The 19,087-nt window shown below is 32.2% G+C and carries 12 protein-coding genes and 1 other RNA gene; 5 read left to right on the top strand and 8 right to left on the bottom strand.

All coding sequences use genetic code 11. The features are described from left to right. Nucleotides 1-5,316: Rib/alpha-like domain-containing protein (locus tag B2G86_RS13285; protein WP_158079018.1), on the bottom strand; the 5,316-nt coding region annotated here is incomplete at its 3' end. Between the two features lie 452 nt (nucleotides 5,317-5,768). Here B2G86_RS13285 and B2G86_RS02995 point away from each other — a divergent pair. Next, complete coding sequence (locus tag B2G86_RS02995; RefSeq protein WP_078356658.1) at nucleotides 5,769-6,176, top strand: ribonuclease HI family protein; 408 nt, start codon at nucleotides 5,769-5,771, stop codon at nucleotides 6,174-6,176. A 31-nt stretch (nucleotides 6,177-6,207) separates the two neighbouring features. Here B2G86_RS02995 and B2G86_RS02990 read toward each other — a convergent pair whose 3' ends face one another. Beyond that, nucleotides 6,208-7,092, bottom strand: a complete 885-nt coding sequence (locus B2G86_RS02990; RefSeq protein ID WP_078356657.1) for a 5'-3' exonuclease — start codon at nucleotides 7,090-7,092, stop codon at nucleotides 6,208-6,210. Between the two features lie 11 nt (nucleotides 7,093-7,103). Continuing rightward, nucleotides 7,104-10,532 carry a dynamin family protein gene (locus B2G86_RS02985; RefSeq protein WP_078356656.1) on the bottom strand — a complete coding sequence of 1,143 codons (3,429 nt, stop codon included), beginning with the start codon at nucleotides 10,530-10,532 and terminating at the stop codon, nucleotides 7,104-7,106. Between the two features lie 285 nt (nucleotides 10,533-10,817). Between B2G86_RS02985 and B2G86_RS02980 the strand changes: the two genes are divergently transcribed. After that, nucleotides 10,818-11,297: a cytochrome c oxidase subunit II gene (locus tag B2G86_RS02980; protein ID WP_078356655.1), complete on the top strand. Its 480-nt coding sequence runs from the start codon at nucleotides 10,818-10,820 to the stop codon at nucleotides 11,295-11,297. Further along, a complete protein-coding gene (locus tag B2G86_RS02975; protein WP_078356654.1) occupies nucleotides 11,294-12,946 on the top strand; it encodes a b(o/a)3-type cytochrome-c oxidase subunit 1 in 1,653 nt (550 codons plus the stop codon). The genes B2G86_RS02980 and B2G86_RS02975 overlap by 4 nt, the downstream gene beginning before the upstream one ends. 82 nt (nucleotides 12,947-13,028) lie before the next feature. On the opposite strand, the gene B2G86_RS02970 is transcribed toward B2G86_RS02975, so the two are convergent. The 5 genes from B2G86_RS02970 to B2G86_RS02950 form a co-directional block, all read right to left on the bottom strand. Continuing rightward, nucleotides 13,029-14,153 (bottom strand): THUMP domain-containing class I SAM-dependent RNA methyltransferase, encoded by a 1,125-nt coding sequence (locus B2G86_RS02970; RefSeq protein WP_078356653.1) that lies wholly within the window; start codon nucleotides 14,151-14,153, stop codon nucleotides 13,029-13,031. Nucleotides 14,154-14,234: 81 nt separating this feature from the next. Continuing rightward, nucleotides 14,235-14,604: RNase P RNA component class B (gene rnpB, locus B2G86_RS02965), an RNA gene on the bottom strand. A 47-nt stretch (nucleotides 14,605-14,651) separates the two neighbouring features. Next, the gene (gene gpsB / locus B2G86_RS02960; protein WP_078356652.1) at nucleotides 14,652-14,966 is read right to left on the bottom strand and encodes a cell division regulator GpsB; all 315 of its coding nucleotides are present in this window, start codon (nucleotides 14,964-14,966) and stop codon (nucleotides 14,652-14,654) included. Between the two features lie 13 nt (nucleotides 14,967-14,979). Next, the gene (locus B2G86_RS02955; RefSeq protein WP_078356651.1) at nucleotides 14,980-15,540 is read right to left on the bottom strand and encodes an SLOG family protein; all 561 of its coding nucleotides are present in this window, start codon (nucleotides 15,538-15,540) and stop codon (nucleotides 14,980-14,982) included. Further along, the gene (locus tag B2G86_RS02950; RefSeq protein ID WP_078356650.1) at nucleotides 15,537-15,866 is read right to left on the bottom strand and encodes a DUF1798 family protein; all 330 of its coding nucleotides are present in this window, start codon (nucleotides 15,864-15,866) and stop codon (nucleotides 15,537-15,539) included. The genes B2G86_RS02955 and B2G86_RS02950 overlap by 4 nt, the downstream gene beginning before the upstream one ends. A gap of 168 nt (nucleotides 15,867-16,034) precedes the next feature. Here B2G86_RS02950 and recU point away from each other — a divergent pair, with 168 nt between their 5' ends. Together recU and B2G86_RS02940 are read left to right on the top strand one after the other, a co-directional pair. Next, on the top strand, nucleotides 16,035-16,661 hold the full coding sequence (gene recU / locus B2G86_RS02945; RefSeq protein ID WP_078356649.1) for a Holliday junction resolvase RecU: 627 nt from the start codon (nucleotides 16,035-16,037) through the stop codon (nucleotides 16,659-16,661). Further along, nucleotides 16,658-19,003: a transglycosylase domain-containing protein gene (locus tag B2G86_RS02940; protein WP_078356648.1), complete on the top strand. Its 2,346-nt coding sequence runs from the start codon at nucleotides 16,658-16,660 to the stop codon at nucleotides 19,001-19,003. The genes recU and B2G86_RS02940 overlap by 4 nt, the downstream gene beginning before the upstream one ends. Nucleotides 19,004-19,087: the final 84 nt, after the last annotated feature.

Below are 19,087 nucleotides of genomic sequence, written 5' to 3'. Positions count from 1 at the left end.
CCATGCTTTGCTTGTTAAATCTGTTATGATGACAGGTTTAACTGGAGCCGTTGTATCTGTTGCCTTGATTGGATTAGAAGCATCAGACGAATTCGGTGTTTCTGCATTATCTGTCGCTTTCGCTGTGATATTACCTTCAGGTAATGGTCTAGTTGGCGTAATTTCAGCCACACCTTGGTCATTTACGATACCCTCACCAATTTTGTTGCCATCCTTATCAAATAATTCTACATTTGACCCAGGGTCAGTAGTGACTGTAATTGGTTCTGTAGTACCTGCTTTACCCGTTAAGTCAGTTGTTATAACTGGTTTAGCCGGAGCTGTTGTGTCTGTTGCTTTGACTGGATCAGAAGCATCAGACGTATTCGGCGTTTCAGCATTATCAGTCGCTTTCGCAGTAATATTACCTTCAGGTAATGGTGTAGTCGGCGTAATTTGAGCGATACCTTGATTATTTGCGACAGCCTCACCAATTTTGTTTCCACCTTTATCAAAGATTTCAACTTTTGAATTAGGTTCTGTATTCACAGAAATAGTTGGCGTCATATAAGCTTGTCCAGTTAAGTCTGTAGTAATAACAGGTTTAGCCGGAGCAGTCGTATCAGTTGCCTTGATTGGATCAGAAGCATCAGAAGTATTAGGTGTTTCTGCGTTATCCGTTGCTTTGGCCGTAATATTACCTTCAGGTAATGGCGTAGTCGGCGTGATTTGAGCGACACCTTGATCATTCGCCTTAGCTTCACCAATTTTGTTTCCACTTTTATCAAAGATTTCAACTTTTGAATTAGGTTCAGCATTTACAGAAATAGTTGGCGTAGTTCCTGCTTTGCTTGTTAAATCTGTTATGATGACAGGTTTAACTGGAGCCGTTGTATCTGTTGCCTTGATTGGATTAGAAGCATCAGACGAATTCGGTGTTTCTGCATTATCTGTCGCTTTCGCTGTGATATTACCTTCAGGTAATGGTCTAGTTGGCGTAATTTCAGCCACACCTTGGTCATTTACGATACCCTCACCAATTTTGTTTCCATCCTTATCAAATAATTCTACATTTGACCCAGGGTCAGTAGTGACTGTAATTGGTTCTGTAGTACCTGCTTTACCCGTTAAGTCAGTTGTTATAACTGGTTTAGCCGGAGCTGTTGTGTCTGTTGCTTTGACTGGATCAGAAGCGTCAGACGTATTCGGCGTTTCAGCATTATCAGTCGCTTTCGCAGTAATATTACCTTCAGGTAATGGTGTAGTCGGCGTAATTTGAGCGATACCTTGATTATTTGCGACAGCCTCACCAATTTTGTTTCCACCTTTATCAAAGATTTCAACTTTTGAATTAGGTTCTGCATTCACAGAAATAGTTGGCGTCATATAAGCTTGTCCAGTTAAGTCTGTAGTAATAACAGGTTTAGCCGGAGCAGTCGTATCAGTTGCCTTGACTGGATCAGAAGCATCAGAAGTATTCGGTGTTTCTGCGTTATCCGTTGCTTTGGCCGTAATATTACCTTCAGGTAATGGCGTAGTCGGCGTGATTTGAGCGACACCTTGATCATTCGCCTTAGCTTCACCAATTTTGTTTCCACTTTTATCAAAGATTTCAACTTTTGAATTAGGTTCAGCATTTACAGAAATAGTTGGCGTAGTTCCTGCTTTGCTTGTTAAATCTGTTATGATAACAGGTTTAACTGGAGGTATTGTATCTGTTGCCTTGACTGGATCAGAAGCGTCAGAAGTATTCGGTGATTCAGCATTATCTGTCGCTTTAGCAGTAATATTACCTTCAGGTAATGGCATTGTAGATGTTATTTGAGCGATACCTTGGTTGTTAGCCTTACTTTCACCAATTTTATTTCCGTCTTTATCAAAGATTTCAACTTTTGAATTAGGTTCAGCATTTACAGAAATAGTTGGAGTTGTACCAGCTTTATTCGTTAAGTCTGTAGTAATGACAGGTTTAGCCGGTGCTGTTGTATCTGTTGCTTTCATTGAGTCAGAAGCGACAGAAGTATTCGGCGTTTCCGCATTATCCGTTGCTTTGGCTGTGATATTACCTTCAGGCAGTGGCGTAGTCGGCGTAATTTGAGCGACACCTTGGTCATTCGCCTTAGCTTCACCAATTTTATTTCCGTCTTTATCGAATAATTCAACATTAGATCCTGCTTCTGCATTCACAGAAATAGTTGGCGTCATATGAGCTTGGCCTGTTAAATCTGTAGTAATGACAGGTTTAGCCGGAGCCGTCGTATCTGTTGCCTTGACTGGATCTGAAACATCAGACGTATTCGGTATTTCCGCATTATCTGTTGCTTTCGCTGTAATATTACCTTCAGACAGTGGTGTAGTCGGCGTAATTTGAGCGATACCTTGATTATTCGCTTTAGCTTCACCAATTTTGTTTCCGTCTTTATTAAAGATTTCAACATTAGAACCTGGTTCTGCATTTACAGAAATAGTTGGCGTAGTTCCTGCTTTGCCTGCTAAATCTGTTATGATAACTGGTTTAGCAGGTGGCGTTGTATCTGTAGCCTTGATTGGGTCAGATGCGACAGAAGTGTTTGGTGATTCTGCGTTATCGGTTGCTCTCGCTGTGACATTACCTTCAGTTAAAGGTGTTGTTGGTGTAATTTCTGCCACACCTTGATTATTCGCCACACCTTGACCAATTTTATTTCCATCTTTATCGAATAATTCAACATTAGATCCTGCTTCTGCATTAACTGAAATAGTTGGTGTTGTACCAGCTTTACCAGTTAAGTCTGTTGTGATGACAGGTTTAGCTGGTGGCGTTGTATCTGTCGCTTTGATTGGATCAGAAGCAACAGAGGTATTTGGTGTAGCTGCATTATCGGTCGCTTTCGCTGTGATATTACCTTCAGTTAAAGGAGTTGTCGGTGTTATTTGAGCAACACCTTGATCATTTGCGACCCCTTCACCAATCTTATTGCCATCTTTATCGTATAATTTTACATTAGATCTTGGTTCAGCGTTAACAGCAATAGTTGGAGTCGTACCAGCTTTACCAGTTAAATCTGTTTGAATGACAGGTTTATTTGGTGGTGTTGTATCTACAACTGTGAATTTGAAATTTTTACCTATACTATTGCCACTTGGATCTACATATTTAACAGATATTCTACTTGTACCTTCTGTTGTTGGTGTACCGGTAATTTGCTTAGTTTGACTGTTATAAGTTAGTCCTGGAGGTAAACCTGTTACGCTACTTGGTTCTACATCACCGCTATTATCTGTCGCATTAGGAATTGTTATTGGTTGTATAGCTACATTTCTTTCATTAGTTTTATTTTGTAGAGTTGGAGCTACTGGTGGTGTCGTGTCTATAACTTCAATTACTACTGGCACATCATCGTAACTGTTATCTGGGTATGTTACTCGTACTGTAGCGTTTTTATCACCTACAGTTTGCGTATCTATTTGTGTTATATACTCATATCTTGTACCATTTGGTGTTCCAGAAGGTAAACTGATTGATTGATCGACAGATGGTGTTTCATTTATCTCTACTGTTTGGTTAATAGCAGTTGGATTATGTCTATCTGCATCTGTTTCTTTACGAGTAGCGACTTTTGGAGCACTCGGAAACAATTCTCTTCCTTTAGTTACTATTCTTGCTGTAACATCTCCGGCAGGAATATCTACTGTCGGTGTTATAGGTGCTTTACCATTTGATTGGACAATACCTTCACCAATTACATTATTACTTTTATCGTATAATTTAATTGCTAATCCTGGTAATGAATATACAACAACAGGAGTTTTGGTATTAGCTTTTTCAGTTAGATCTGTATGAATAGTAGGACTAATAGTGGTGTTATAAACACCTCTAACTCTAAATGTATTTTGTTTGTTTCTAATAGCAGTATTCAATCCACCAGCACCAATAACAAATGATTTGAATTTATGATCACCAGTTGATGTATCTGTTGGGTCTTCATATTTTGAAAGTAAAGTTGTTAATGGTACTCTTACTTCAAATTCCACAATAATTTTATCAGAACGTTTTCCATAAACTACTTTAACTTGTGATGTAAGAGGATGGATGAAATCTCTTGTTATATCATTATATATTTGAGGTCTCTTTAATTTAAATGTCTTATTTAAATCCTCGGTATAAACATTGTTTGTATTTATACTTTGTCCATTTTTTTCTAAACGAAGAATTTTAATATTTCCTTCACTTGCAGCAAAATAATATTTCATACTTCCTCTATTGGCACTGTTGTCATTGAATCTAATTTTATATCTTATAACCGCATTATCACCTTCACGTGCTACGTTTTCTAATTGCATAGCAGCAAGTAAGTGGAATTGGTCTCCTTGGTTATGACCACCAAAGTCTCTATCACCCAGAGGACCAAAGTCATATTCTTGAGCAATACCTGTTGGATATGGTCCTTGAGCAGCTCTAAACACTGATAAACTAGGAGCAGTATAAATATTTCCGTAATTTGATTGGAAAGATTTATTTAAAGCTAATGCTTTTTGTTGTGCTCTTGTTAAATCAGAATAGAAAGCTTGAATATTTAAGTTCTTAAGTTCTTCAAAATCAATTGAAAAAATCTCTCTTGGACTTAATTTCTTAAATTCTTCAACAGTCATCTTATTAGAGCGTACTTCAGTTACTTTGACTGTTTTAGGTGTCACGTTATTCTCATTATTATTTGTGTTATTTATCTCATTATTATTTCTATTTTGAATTGCTTCATTTGAATTGTTTTTCTCTATAATTGTCTTTTTATTATTTTCGGGTTCAGTTAAATTTGTTTTTATTTCTGAATGTGGCGTTTGTTGAGGTGATGAATTATGTTGATCTACTGTATTTGTCGTAGTTGACGCCTTGATAGATTGGTTTACATTATTTTCAGGTTTATCTAATTCTTTGTTATTTTCTTTAGTAACAATCGTATCTTTGTTTAATGTGTTTTCCTCTTTATAAGTTGAATTTTCTGTATTTTTTTCTTCTTGTGTTGTTTCATTCTCCATTTTTGATCTTTGATTATCTATTTCTTCAACTATAGATTGTTCTTCTATTTGTTCATTTGTTTTTACATTATTAGTTGGTGCTTCATTATTCTGTTCTACATTTTCGTTTGTGTTTTGATTTGATAGTTCATTACTTGTATCATTTGTTGTTTCTGTAGGTTTTACTGATTCTTCTTGATTGGTAACATCTATATTTTTTGCTGATGCAAAAGCTTTATCTGATGGATTACCAAGAAATAAAAGTGTGCCGATTAATATTGAACATGTACCAATAGTATACTTTCGAATACTAAACTTTTGTAATCGCCGTTGATTGTCCATTAGCAATCTCCTTTTCATAGATAATAATTTAAATTGGAGTGCTACTTTACTCATACGATGATTCTTATGTAACTATTTTATTTTTATCTCACTAGTAATGTGTTCAAAAAATCTCTAAATGAATCTAAGATATATGAGCTAAGTTTCACACTAGCAATATGTGAATGGTGATATTAAATTACTCTCCTTCCATATAAACTATTCACATATTTGATATGGAACAAAATTAAATTTTGTTCCAAAATATTATATCATCTTTATTGTGCGAATAAAATACTATATTTTTAAATCTCTATAAAATATTTATATAAATTTTAAGAGCTATAATATTTCTTTATAGTATGTCGTATTCAAATATTATTCCTGTATGCTCACTTGTATTTAATTGAACTATGCTAGATGTTCATGTAAATTAGATATAATGATGAATTTAATTGAAAGAGATGATATTAGTGTCACAAATTTATTTTGATGCAGCGACTAAAGGTAATCCTGGAGAAAGTACATGTGGAATTGTAATTATAGTAGATAATGAGAGGCATTATTTTACGGAAAGTTTAGGATTGATGGATAACCATCGTGCTGAGTGGGAAGCATTTATCTTATCACTTAAGCATGCTGCTGAATTAAATGTTAATAATGCTCTAGTGTATACAGATTCAAAATTGATTGGTGATAGTATAGAGAAAAATTTTGTGAAGAATGAAATGTTTAAATCGTATTTTAATGAATATAAACAATTGCAACAGAAATTTGATTTAGTATTTGTTAAATGGATACCAAGAGTACAAAATAAAGAAGCTAACCAATTAGCACAAACTGCATTAAGAAAGCATTTGAAAAAACGAAATAAAAAATAATAACCGCCAACTACATTGTTGGCGGTTATTATTATGAAAAGTTATTCATTAAATATTTACTTGAAACAAACAGTTCATGTTCATTACAAATATTAATAGAATTTTCTATATGATGGTTGTATGTCATTTTATTTAATAAGTCTTCTGTTTCAAGTGGTACATCTGTATGAATTTGAGCTAGTCGTTTGGACATGGCTAAATCATCTCTATATGTGATGATTTTATTTTGTTGTCCTGCAGTTAATTCATCAATATTTTCTATAACATTTTCAACTGATTGATATTGTTGAATAAGTTTTATTGCAGTCTTCTCACCTATTCCTTTAACACCTGGATATCCGTCAGCAGTGTCACCCATAAATGCTTTTACATCTACTAATTGATGTGGCTCAAGACCATATTCTTCTCTAAATTTATGGATATCATATTTATTATATATATTGAATCCTTTTTTTGTTAGCCAGATGTTAACGTTTGTATCAATACATTGCAATAAATCACGGTCACCACTTACTACGTATGTTTCGTACCCTTTTTCCTGTGCCTTTTTACTAATCGTACCGATAACATCATCCGCTTCATAATTTGTTATACCTAAGTTAAACATTCCTAATTTTTCAGCAATCTCTTTCGCTCTATCAAATTGAGGTATCATCTCTTCTGGTGGTGCAACTCGGTTAGACTTATAAGCTTCAAACATGTCGTTACGAAATGTTTTTGAACCCATATCCCAACATACTGCAACATGTGAAGGTTGTATATCGTTAATAACTGTATACGTATGTCTAACGAAACCTTGTACCGCGTTTGTGGGAATCCCTTTTGAATCTCTCATAAATTGCTTATGGATACTTGTAGCATAAAAATGTCTAAATAATAAAGCCATTCCATCTATTAATAATATTTTATTTCCCATTTTGTTCTCCTCTATATCTCTTTTAAGACTTTTTCGATTTGTTCTATGACATTATTATCTATGTTAACAGATAAATATGATTCTATCAGTTTAATCGTTTCTTTGTTGTAATCTACTATATAATGTTCAGCTAAGTTATCATAGCCTTCAAGATTTTTAGTTAAAGCATTGTTAAAGTAGACGATTGGTTGATCTAATAACGACATTGTATCATTTAATATTGATGTTTGTACGTCCTTAGCTTTAGATGTTTTTAACAAATCTTTTTTCGAAATGGAGCTAATTGTTTGGTTAGAGATGTCTTGAATATTGATGTTTATCGGTTCTGGATTTATTTCATTGATAAAATCATGTTTGAACTTTGATACTAATATTGACGCTTCGTTTAATTCAACGATTGTTGGTGTAAGCAAATCATCAAATGTTCTTGAATAAAAGTTCTTTAATCTTTCAACTATGAGTGAACTTTCTAAACTTAATTTTTGATTTAAATCATCGACATATTGTTTTGTACTTGTTTGAAGTGATTGTTTAAAATCATCTGTAACAGTAGAAGTATTAAAATGTTTTTTCACAATATCGTTTAGTTGTATATTTAATCGGTCTTTCAAATAATAAAGTTGATCATGAATTTCTTTTTCTAGTTGATGATGCGATTTTACAACTATTTGATTAGTGAAGTTTTGTTTTTCTTTATATTTAAGTAATGTAGTATTTCTTTTTTCTAGTTGTGCTTTATCTTGTCTATACGTATGGACCATTCTTTCAAGTTCACTAATCAATTGATTAATTCTTGATTCTACTTGAGATTGTAGAACAGTTTTACTTTCAACTTTAACAAAATGATCTATTGCGTTCATGAAATTATTGAAATAGTCGTCATAATTTTTAATAGCGAGTTTACTAGATACAGGATAACATTCAGGTTTAATGTTTAATGCATCTAATGAGGACTCGACATATGAAATAACTGCATTTTTATCTTCTTCGGATTCAGCTAAGTCAATTGCATTAATAACGAATTTTAATCCTTGTGTTTGTTGCAAATTATTCATATCTCTCATATAAGTTAAAAATTCGCCATCTTTATCTGTAAAGGCATGGTTGTAATAGCTAACATATATTATAAGATCACTTGAAGCTATTATTTGTTCAGTTTCTCTCGTGTGTCTTTGGTTATTAGAATTTAATCCAGGTGAATCGATAATAATTTTATCTTTTAACCATTCTTCTTCAAGTCTTAAATTAATTTTATGCACAAATGCTGCGTGCGTATCATCTGCAGTTAGTTTTTCTAATTCTTCAAGTTTAAACTCAGTGGCTTTCTCTTTTTTCAGTGTATCTTCATAATATTTGAAGTTTGTTTCAATAGCTTCAAAAAATGCTATATGATTACTCGATAAAGAAGGATGTTGTTTTATATTTTTATCTTCTATAAAAGACTCAATAGAATCATAATTTTTATTCGCAAATTCTGTTATATGATTAATTTCTTCGAGTAATTGAGAATAAGTTTTAAAAGTAACTTCTTGTTTTGTTCCATAACTAATTTCAGTAATACTTGCAGTAGTTGGGTTTGGTGAACTTAATAATATAGGATTTCTTAAAATAGCATTAATTAAACTACTTTTCCCTGCACTGAATGTACCAAATACCGCGATTTTTGTAATGTTATTTTCTATACGCTGAACTTGGTTATGAATGTTTTCTACTTCACCTTCAAATAATGGAAGATTTTTCAACTTTGTTAATTTTTCATTTATATTAACGAGATTACTTTCTTTTTGTTTTGAGCTTTCTACTTTATATTGATGTTTCTTCTCAATTTGATTTCCTAAATCTATTTCTTCAATACGTACAAAATGTCTATCAATTAACTTATCAATAGATTCATCCAGATGAATATAGTAGTGCTGGTAATTATTTGTTATAAGAGAAGATTTTAAATTTTTGAATTCAATATATTCTTCATATTCACTTAGCTGGTTTGCATCTTCATTAGTTTCATTATGCACTTCACTTGAATTCACAATTTCTTCTATAAGTTGATTTGTATCATTACGAACTTTTCTAGTGATGATATCTACTATACCTTTCGTATATATAATTACATAATCATTCGTAATAGACGTTTGCTCTTGGACATGTTCAGCAAGTTCTTCTTTAGAAATTGTATATTGTTGGTTGATAATTTTTTCGAAAAGATTGGAATCTTTAATGTATTTATTAAGATGTTCTAATGATTTAATCCATACTTTTGTTATTTCATCATGTATTTTTAAATCTAATTCTTCTTTTACCGTATTTAACTTTTCTTCTTGAATAAGTTCTTTTTTCTTATCTTTGTTGAATAACCCTTTTACTTTATAATCTTTAGCTGTCGTTTCTAAATAAACACGAATCGTTTCTCTCATTTCGTAAGGCATTAGATAAGCGTTATCTAATATTTCTTTTCGCTTTTCTTTTAAATTTGATGTGAATTGATCTTTATTTTGAATAAGAGACTGTTCATTTTGAACGTTGAATTTTTCTTTATATGTTTGATAATCTTCATCAAATGTTTCTTCAGTTGATTCAATGTCTGAAAGAATAGATTCCATATGACGATTTATATATTCTAATTGTTCTTGTTTAATATAATTTGTTACGCGTTCAATAAATACTTGATGTCCAGTTCTGTTTTGATCAAGTTGATGAATGTATTCATTGAATTCAACTTTTTCATTGTTTAGTGTTTCATACTTTGATACATAGAATATTTTCTCTAAATTAAGTTTCCAATCTGTTACTGCTTTATTAACTCTACGTTTATATATATCAAAAGGTATTTCATTTTCATCATGTTTATCTACTTGATTCACTAGCAAAATAACAGGTATATCTAATTTGTTAAGAGACTTAATGAAATTGAAATTCATATCTGATTGTACGTGGTTATAGTCTACTGTATAAAAAACATAATTCGAAGTCAGTAAATATTGAAATGCACTTTCTCTATGGTTGTCACTCATAGAATCTACACCTGGCGTATCTTGAAAAGTGAAACCTTTATTAAATTTATCAGAAGTAAACTCTATCTCGATTGATTCTACTTTACGATCTTCAGTATTTAATCTTTTGACATCTTCTTGGTTATTCACCACTGTATATTGGTTATCACTTAAATTGACGGAAATACTATTTTTATTTGATGAAATTAATTGTGCGGTATTACTCGTTGTCGGCACTGGTGAACTCGGTAATATGCTTTGGCCGATAACATTATTTATTAATGTAGATTTTCCAGCTGAAAAATGACCTACAAAGCTAACAGTATATTGTTCATTATATACTTTCTTAATCATTTCATTGATTTGTTTAATCAATTGTTGATTTGATGATTTTTCAATTTCTTTTTTTAGTTTATAGAGTAAATCTAATGATTCTTGATTACTTTCCATTTTAATTCCCCTTCATTTATGCACAAATAATTTAAATAATGTGATTTACATCACATTATTTTTTCTATCTCTATTCTATTATAAATAATGAAGAGAATATAAGAAAGGATGAATCATATGACAGTCCAAAAAAATGACCTTAGTAATAAAACTGATGACCATTCACATGATGATCTCGACCTAAGAGGCACGCTCTACTCAGTTTTTACATTGGGAGGAATTTTTGCAGTATTATGGGTGATTTGTTTTATTTTATTTTTGATAAGAATGTAAGGGGTGAAATTTGTGCATAAATATGAAAAGTTATGGTTAACCATAGGAACAGCTTCTTTAGTATTGTTTCTTGCAATTTTAATAATCACTGGATTACATAATGGACATAAGCCAGCCGCTTCTGGTAGAGAGTATGTAAATCCAGATAAAGTCGATCAAATTGAACCTTTTAATAAGCCGGGTCTCAATAAAGTGGATGGTAAAGATTATGACTATGAACTAGTAATAGTCGCTTCAGCTTTTAATTATCAACCTGGGAAAGTAGAAATACCTAAAGGTTCGAAAGTAAAAATCATTGCAACAAGTAAAGATACTTTGCATGGCTTCAGTTTACCTGGAACAAACGTTAACATGATGCTTGAACCAGGACACATTAGTGAATATACAAAGACATTTAATGATAAAGGCGAATATTTGATCATCTGCAATGAATATTGTGGTGTCGGTCATGCAGATATGAAGTCGATGATAAAGGTTGTGGATAAAAAATGATAACACGTTTAAATAAGTCAGACAGTAAACTCGTTATGGCACATATGTATGTGGCAATTGGTTGTTTAATTCTAGGGGGACTCGCAGGTTTATTACAAACTTTCGTAAGATCAGGTTTATTACAATTACCTAAGAATATTTCTTATTATCAAATTTTGACTGTACACGGTATTGTTTTAGCACTTGTACTTACAACTTTCTTTATTTTAGGGTTTCAATATTCAGCAGTAGCCAAAACATGTGGACATTTAACATCCGTACAAAGAAAATTAGGATGGATTGGCTTTTTTGTTATGATTGTTGGAACGCTTATGGCTGCTACAATGGTGTTACTTAATAAGGCAACAGTTTTATATACTTTTTATGCACCATTACAAGCACACGTCATATTCTATGTAGGTATGGCTTTAGTAGTTGTAGGTAGTTGGATTTCTGTAATTGGCCAAATTTTGAAATATAGAGAATTTAAGAAAACTTATCCAGGTAAGAAATCTCCCTTACTTAGTTATATGGTAGCAATAAATGGAGTAATGTGGATTGTATGTTCGTTAGGGGTTGCAGCAACAGTGCTTTTTCAATTAATACCATGGTCTTTAGGTTTAGTTGAAAGAGTTGATGTGTCTTTAAGTAGAACATTATTTTGGTATTTTGGACATGCATTAGTTTATTTCTGGTTATTGCCAGCTTATATGTGTTGGTATGCAATTGTACCGAAAATAATAAACGGCAAAGCATTCTCAGATAACTTAGCAAGAATGTCATTTATGCTTTTCTTATTCTTCAGTATTCCTGTTGGGATACACCACCAATTAGTTGAACCTGGAATTGATGATATATGGAAGTATTTACAAGTAGTTCTAACATTTATGGTAGTAGTACCTTCATTTATGACAGCATTTAGTTTATTTGCAACTTTCGAGCATCATGGGCGTTCTTTAGGATATAAAGGATTATTTACATGGTTTAAATCTTTACCTTGGAACGATGCAAGATTTGTATTACCTTTCTTAGGTATGTTGGCATTTATACCTGGTGGTGCTGGAGGCTTAGTAAATGCTTCAGCACAAATGAATGGTCTTATACACAATACGATTTGGGTAACTGGACATTTTCATTTAACAATCGCATCAGCTGTTATATTAACTTTCTTCGGCATAATGTACTGGTTGATACCTCATTGTACAGGTAGAAAATTGACTAAATTTACTAATAAATTAGCAATTATACAAGGTTATACTTGGGCTATCGGAATGACAATTATGAGTGGTGCAATGCACTATGTAGGTTTATTTAAAGGTGCTCCAAGAAGATCGACTTTTTCTGAATATGGTGGCGCTAAACAAGCGGCAGAGTGGATCCCATATCAAGTTTTACAAGCCGTTGGGGGAACAATTCTATTTATTTCAATTATATTAGTTGTAATGATATTTATACACTTAACTTTCTTATCACCAAAAGGAGAAGAAGAATATCCAATTGCGGAAGCATTAGATGAGCAACAACCAGTAACTAAACTTGTCGAAAATTGGAGATTCCTAATCATCATTACTGTATTATTAATTCTAATAGCTTATACAGTTCCGATTGGTCAAATGTTTATAGATCCACCACCAGGCGCTAAAGGATTAGGTGAAGGTAAACTTTGGTAAGTAAATGAAAAGTTAATAAATACGCTTCATACAAAAAAGATGAAACACCCACAATTGGATGTTTCATCTGTTTATTTATGTTTTATTTACTTCGCTTACCCCAATATTGATAGTAAGTACATTCGATATAACCGTTAAATAATTTTCTTCTCTTAGTAGCTTTTGTACCTACTAAAGGTTCGAATTCTTTATAACTCGTTAACATATATAATGAAACTTGGTTATTCTTGTTTAATATTTCACCTAAATGTTTGTACATTGCTTCTACTTCGCTTCGTTCACCTATACGTTCTCCGTATGGTGGATTCCCTATTATTGAAACAGGTCCTTCTGGTACTACTAAATCATGTACATCTTGAACAGTAAATTTAATTATATCGCCTAGTCCAACTTCTACAGCATTTGCTTTCGCTATTTCTACCATTCTAGGGTCTATATCGCTAGCCACAATATCAATCTCTTTATCATATAAAGCTGCTTCATCTGCTTCTTGTCTTAATTGATCATATAAGCCTTCTGGAATGATATCCCATTCTTCACTTGCAAAGCTACGATTGAAACCTGGTGCAATGTTCTGAGCTATTAGAGCTGCTTCAATTGCAAGAGTACCTGAACCACAGAATGGATCTATAAATGGTGTTTCTCCACTCCAGTTTGTTAATCTTACGAGTGCAGCTGCTAACGTTTCTTTCATTGGAGCTTCACCTTGTGCTAAGCGATAACCTCTTTTATGAAGTCCTGAACCTGATGTATCAATTGTTAATAACGCTTCGTCTTTTAACAATGATACTTCTACTTGATATTTACTACCAGATTCATCAATCCAACCTTTAATGCTATATACATGTTTAAGTCTTTCAACTATCGCTTTTTTAACGATTGCTTGGCAGTCAGATACACTAAATAATTTAGATTTAACGCTTTTGCCTTGTACTGGAAACATGCCTTGAGCTCCAATAACATTTTCCCATGGTAGTGACTTTGTCTTTTCGAATAGTTCATCAAAAGTTGTTGCATTAAATCTTCCGACTACTATTTTGACTCTATCAGCAGTTCTTAACCATAAATTTGCTTTAACAATTGCTTTTTCGTCACCTTCGAATAATACGCGACCATTTTCTACAGTCGTCTCATACCCTAATTCTTGAACTTCTTTAGCAACAATTGATTCTAATCCCATGGGACTAGTAGCGAGTAATTGATACATGTATATACTCCTTTATATTTAAATTATTATTTACAAATAAAAAGCTCTCCTACTTGGGAGAGCGACACTAGTAAGTGATAAATCTGTAAGCCATGTTTTGTCCTTTAGTACTGCTAACGTGTACTAGTTACACTCGTACGCCAGTGATAATCATCTGTCTGTATGATTACATACCTTCTCATTCCGTTCATTTCCGTCAAAGAAGTGCTCCTACCAATTTTGGATTGCTCACTCGAGGGGTTTACCGCGTTCCACCTTCTACATTTCTGTAGAAGCTACGTCACTGTGGCACTTTCAAACTACTTTAACCATATTATAAATAACTTAGGTTATTTCGTTGCCGTCAATTAATTGCCTTGGCTTATTGTTTCGCCAAGCACGAACACTACATTCATCTCAGAATGTGTGAGCATGGACTTTCCTCTACATAATGTAGCGATTATCCGAAATACCACTCGACTTAGAATTATAGCATAAACTGAGAAAAATAACTATAATTTATTCACCAAATACAGCTTTTTCAAGATTAGAGATTCTCTTTAATATATCTACATTATTAGAATTATATTGTTGTGAACCTTGTGGTCTTCCTGAAGCAACACGCAATCTTAACTCTTCGATTTCTTTTTTTAGTTTAGAATTTTCTTCTGTTAACTTTAGTACTTCATTATTTAAGTCAGCCATCTTTTGATAGTCTGAAATAATGTCATCTAAAAAAGCGTCTACTTCTTCAGTTTTAAAGCCTCTTAAACTTTTTTCGAATTCCTTTTCATAAATATCTTTAGCAGATAGTTTTAATGTTACATCAGCCATATTTACACCTCATTTAATAAGATTCATTTTCATTATTATAATTAAATTCCATAAAGTCTTGTAAATCGATGAACGTAATAACATTATAAGTATAATTTGTCTTTTCAGCAAAATCAACTAACTTACTTTTGAAGTACTTTGGTGAAGCTTCTTGTTCGTCATCATAGAATAAAATGGTTTTGTCGGTATTATCCAAAATAAAATCATTTGCTTGTTGGAATTGAAATGCTCCTTGGTATTCATTTTGATGAATAGCATTTACGTAATCAGCTTGAGCAACAATACTTTGATATTTATGTTGGTTTGTTTCATTCCATTTATTAAAATGATTCAAGAATGGTGTTAAAATTGCAAGTTTCAATTGAGGATATTTACTTTTCATTTCTATTGTAACTTCAGCTGCCCACAATTCAAAGCCAAGCTGACCAGATATTATTGCCCATTCCATACCTTCCTCAATTTCTTGTTCAATGATTTCCTTAATATATGCTTTGATCACTTTAACTTCAGGCTGATCATCTTTAAATATATTGAGTTCAAAAGGTTTATAGCCAGTAAAGTATATGGATGTCATGACAAATCACCTAAATGTGTATGAATATAATTCAAATCGTGTTGTACTGCTTTATGTTTCTCTAGAAACATTTTTTTACTCGTTCTTTTATAATGACATTCAACTGATAATTCTTTATAGTTATCAATTAGTAAATAAAACTTTTGTTCGTTCATATACTGTAATTTTAGAATTTCTTGTTGTTGCGAAGAAAGTTTATCTAGTAACTCGTCAACCACTTCAACAAATGGGACGACATCATTATAAAAATCATATTCATGATCATCTTTAGCATTTTTAAATATTTGCTGCATATCATTCAATTTATTTATAAGATTTAATAACATAATTATCCCTACTATCAATGAAGTTTGTGTTTTAAAAATCCCCACGATAAAATGATAACATAACTAGAAAAGTTCTAGAATATATTTGTATCATAAAAAACTTTTGTAACTTATAATGAAATAAGGTATAATATTTAGAGTTTTATGATATGAAGATAGGTGATGAATTTGAACTACCCAAATGGTAAAAAAGTATCAAAAGATACTTCTAAAGTCTTAAGTCAAGACTCCACAAAGTATAGTAAAATAAAATATGGTAAACGGGGTATGAATTTAGAAGAGGAAATTGATAAATCAAATCAATATTTCAGATTAGAAAATATTGCTGTTATCCATAAGAAACCGACACCTATTCAAATTGTTGATGTAGATTATCCTAAAAGACAAAAAGCTGTCATTAAAGAAGCATATTTTAGAAAACCTTCAACAACAGATTACAATGGTGTTTATAATGGATACTATATTGATTTTGAAGCTAAAGAAACCAAAAATAAAACAAGTTTCCCATTAAATAATATTCACGACCATCAAGTATCACATATGGAACAAGTTTCAAACCAAAAAGGTATATGTTTTTTATTGATAAAATTCAGCTATCATGATAGCGTATTTTTATTGCCTTTTAGGGAATTTATGGTATATTGGGACAGATATAAATCTGGTGGGAAAAAGTCCATTACACTTAAAGAAATTGAAAATGATGGATATTTAATTCCAATCCAATTTAGACCAAGAATTAACTACATAAAAATAGTTGATCAATTGATAAAAATAGAAAGTGAGGCGCTCAAATGAGTCAATCAAAAGCTTCTAATAGTAAAAATAACAAAGAACAACCTAAGAAAAAGAGGAATATTAAAAGAACAATAATTAAGGTGTTTGGTATTCTCGCACTTGCATTCTTGGCAATGGTAATAGTAGGTGTTCTCTTATTTGCATATTATGCTTGGAAAGCTCCTGCTTTCAATGAAAGTGCACTTAAAGACCAGTTGCCAACTAAAATTTACGATAAAAACAATGAACTCGTAACAACCCTTTATATGGGACAAAAAAGAGAACATGTTAAATTTGACGAAGTTCCAGACCAATTAAAAGATGCTGTTCTAGCAACTGAAGATAATCGGTTTTATGATCATGGTGCATTAGATTATAAACGTTTATCTGGCGCAGTATTGAAAAACTTTACAGGTGGATTTGGATCTCAAGGTGCCTCAACACTTACACAACAAGTTGTAAAACGTTCATTCTTAACAGATAAGAAATCAATTGAAAGAAAAGCTCAAGAGGCATACCTTTCATATAGACTTGAACAAGAATATTCAAAAGATGAAATTTTTGAAATGTATTTAAACAAAATCTATTACTCAGATGGTATTTATGGTTCACAAACTGCAGCTAAGTATTATTTTGACAAAAAACTAAAAGATTTAAACTTAGCAGAAACAGCATATTTAGCTGGTTTACCACAAGTTCCAAACCAATATAATATTTATGACAATCCTGAGGGTGCTGAAAAACGTAAAGACACAGTACTTTATTTAATGGAAAGACATGGTAGAATTTCTAAGGAAGAAATGAAAGAAGCACAAGATACACCTATCGATAAGAACTTAGTTCAAAGAACGGTAGAAGAAAGAAATGAAGCTATGACAGAAACACCAGATAACGAGTACGCTTCATATATTAATTTTGTTAAACAAGAAATTACTGAGAATAAAGCATTTAAAGGACAATCTTTAAACGATATTATGACAAACGGAAATAAAATCTACACAAACATGGATAAAGATGTTCAAAAGAAATTACAAGATGCTGTAGATAACGGTACTTTCTATAAAAACAAAGACCAAATTACTGGTTCATCCATTATAGATACTAAAACTGGTAAACTCGTTGGTATTAGCGGTGGTAAAGATTATAAAGATGTTGTAGATAGAAACCAAGCAACAGACCTACATCCAACTGGTTCGTCATTAAAACCAATTTTATCTTATGGTCCAGCAATAGAAAATATGCAATATGCTACAAATCATAAGTTCCAAGATGAAAAAGAATACAGCATTAATGGTAGTGTATTTAAGAACTATGATGGCAATGGCCACGGATCAGTGACAATGGCAGATGCATTAGCAAGATCATATAACATACCAGCACTGAAAGCTTGGCAAGAAACAAATCAAAATGCTGGTGAAAAAGCAGTTAAAGATTTTGCATCTAAAGTTAATTTAAATTATAAAGAAGAAATAGGACCTTCAGAAGTACTAGGTGGTTCACAATCTGAATTCTCCCCTACTCAACTCGCTTCAGCATTTGCAAGTATGGGTAATGGCGGAACATATAACGAAGCTAAATCAATTAGAAAAGTTGTAACACAAGATGATGAAACAATTAAATTCTCAAGTGATAGTCATAAAGCAATGGAAGATTACACAGCATATATGTTAACTGAAATGCTTAAAGGTACTTTCGATGCATATGGTTCTGCTTATGGTTATGGCGTTGACGGAGTAAATGTAGCAGCTAAAACTGGTACAGGTACTTATGGTGATGAAGTATATAATGAATATCAATTACCTGAAAATGCAGCCAAAGATGTTTGGATTACAGGTTATTCACCTCAGTACACAATGTCCGTTTGGATGGGCTTCAATAAAGTTAAAGATTACGGTGAAAATTCATTCTTAGGACACGATGAACAAATTAAACCACAAATGTTATTTAAAGATGTAATGTCACAAATATCAAGTTATGATGGTGCAGACTTCGAAAAACCTGATTCAGTAACAGGTAGTGGTAAGAGCCTAAGTGTTGCAGGTAATGAAGATAATCAAACAACAAGTAGCTCAGCACCAAGTACTGACAATAGTAATGATAGTAACAATAACAATCAAAATAACTATAATTTCTCAAACAATAATAATAATGTAACAACAAATGAACCACAAACAAACTCAAATACTTCAAGATCATCTAACACACAAAGTACAACTCAACAACAATCAACTAATACTGAAGAAGTAACAACAGAAGAACAAACAACTGAAGCACCTACTTCCGAAGATTCTAGTGATAATAGTTCAAGTAGTTCCAGTTCGAGCGCAGCTAAAGAAGCCGCCAAAGAAGCTGAAAATGATTAACGACTACTAAAAAATAAGAGCAGAAATTCATTATTAAAATGAATTTCTGCTCTTATTTTTTATAAAAATTGTTTTGGCACCTCT

It is taken from the genome of Mammaliicoccus fleurettii, from assembly GCF_002018435.1.
In the GTDB taxonomy this organism is placed as follows: Bacteria; Bacillota; Bacilli; order Staphylococcales; family Staphylococcaceae; genus Mammaliicoccus; species Mammaliicoccus fleurettii.
The sequence above is the reverse complement of the archived record's forward strand: the minus strand, read 5'-3'. Positions and strand labels throughout refer to the sequence as shown.